Origin of the sequence: Mesorhizobium sp. M7A.F.Ca.US.014.04.1.1 (genome assembly GCF_003998745.1) — a bacterium.
In the GTDB taxonomy this organism is placed as follows: domain Bacteria; phylum Pseudomonadota; class Alphaproteobacteria; order Rhizobiales; family Rhizobiaceae; genus Mesorhizobium; species Mesorhizobium ciceri.
In genome coordinates, this window is record NZ_RZRW01000904.1 from 1 (window position 1) to 1,610 (window position 1,610).

The 1,610-nt window shown below is 59.6% G+C and carries 2 protein-coding genes and 1 pseudogene; all 3 read right to left on the reverse strand.

Features of this window, described 5'->3' with window-relative positions:
* The coding region (gene nirK, locus EOA22_RS32920) for a copper-containing nitrite reductase (protein WP_127390572.1) at positions 1-993 on the reverse strand (993 nt) is incomplete at its 3' end.
* Between the two features lie 183 nt (positions 994-1,176).
* Positions 1,177-1,332, reverse strand: coding sequence for a cbb3-type cytochrome oxidase assembly protein CcoS (gene ccoS, locus EOA22_RS32925; protein ID WP_013524995.1), 156 nt, complete (start codon positions 1,330-1,332; stop codon positions 1,177-1,179).
* Positions 1,329-1,610: pseudogene (locus tag EOA22_RS32930) on the reverse strand (nitrogen fixation protein FixI); the annotation flags it as partial. The pseudogene EOA22_RS32930 and the gene ccoS, both read right to left, overlap by 4 nt.

A 1,610-nucleotide genomic window follows, 5' to 3' on the forward strand; every position in this document is an offset into this window, starting at 1 on the left:
GTGATTCACGTAGGCGTAGACACCTGGCTGCAGGAACGTATACAGCGCCGAGCCCGCCGAGCCGCCACGGATGAACCAGGTTTCCAGGTCCTTGGCCGGCGGGTTGGCGAATTTGCCCTGTTCCCAGACATAGTCGCCGTGACCGCCTATCAGATGCGGCCGGGTATCGCGGTTGGCCTGTGAATGGACGATCAACACGGTCTCGCCGACTTTCGCCTTCATGGCGTTGTCGCCGGTCAGGGAACCTACCTTGCCGTTGAACAAGACATGCGTCGGGATCAGCCCGCGCATGACCTTGACGATGTCATCGTAACCGTCGCCGGCAGATTCGTAGCTCTTGAAATTGCCCTTCTCGTCGCGCGGAATATAGAAGTCGTTCTCGCCGATGTAGAAGATCTTGTCGTATCTGGCCGGCTCGCCCTTGTCGTTCCTGAGCCCATCGCGCGGCAACACCATGATTGCGCCGCTCATGCCGGAGACGACATGCCAAGGGATCATCGCGCCACCAGGTGCGCAGTGGTAGACGAACGTTCCCGTCCGCGTCGCCTTGAAGCGCAAGGTCACCTGTTCGCCGGGATTGATCAGCGTGAGACCGCCACCACCCAGAGCGCCCGTCGCGGCGTGGAAGTCGATGTTGTGGGCGAGTGAGTTGGTGTCGGGATTGATGAGCGTCAGCTCGAGATAGTCGTCCTGATGAACGACCATCAGCGGGCCGGGGATCGAGCCGTTGTAGGTCATCGCATTGAGCGTCGTGCCGTCGGCGTCGATGACAAGAGGCTTTTCCTCGATCGTGATGGTGAACTCGACGATCTTGGGTCCACCCTTGGCGACCTGATCGTGCGGATGGACGAACGGCGGTGCCACGAGCTTGATCTTTTCGCGGGCGAGCCCTCGAATGTCCGCCTTTGTCACAGGTGCCGAAAATGCAGGTAGTGCTGCCACGGCGGCAGCGCCGATCGCTGCCCCGAACAGAGCTTCACGTCGCGTGATCATGTCAGTCTCCTATCTCTCAACCGTTGCGGATGAGCAGAACCTAGCTGACCTGACGCAGCGTTTCTTTGCGCTGGCGCAAATTGGTGGAGTTCATTTTGGAGACCTAAGATTCTCGGACACCGATCTGGCGCGTCATAGTCAAGGTGGAGACGGTCGTGGTCCGGTTATTTTGCCAGCACTTCGCTATCTGCCGATCTTGTCTTCCCGATCGATAAGGATCCGCTCGGCGGCGCCGTCGAGATCTTCGTACTGGCCACTCTTCAAAGCCCACAGGAACCCCCCCAGGCCAAGCGCGCCAAGAAAGAGGGCCACAGGTATGAGGTAGGCAAGGGTTGTCATGAGGATTGGGCCAATTTGGTGATATCGGAACGCCTGTCGCGCCGAACATTTTTCACCGGCGAACTTGGCCTGGAACTCTGCAGACGCAGCGCATTTCCGATCACGAGCAGCGATGAAGCGGACATGGCGATCGCTGCGATAAGAGGCGTGACGTGGCCCAGGATGGCGATCGGCACGGCGACGGCATTGTAGACGATCGCAATCGCGATGTTCTGGCGGATCAGGTGTCCCGCCTTGCGCGAGACATCCAGCGCGAGAGGCACAGCCAGAAGGCTTTC

What these genes read in the sequence shown, in the direction of transcription:
- ccoS (WP_013524995.1), bottom strand. Translation starts at nt 1,332, where the DNA reads ATGACAACCCTTGCCTACCTCATACCTGTGGCCCTCTTTCTTGGCGCG.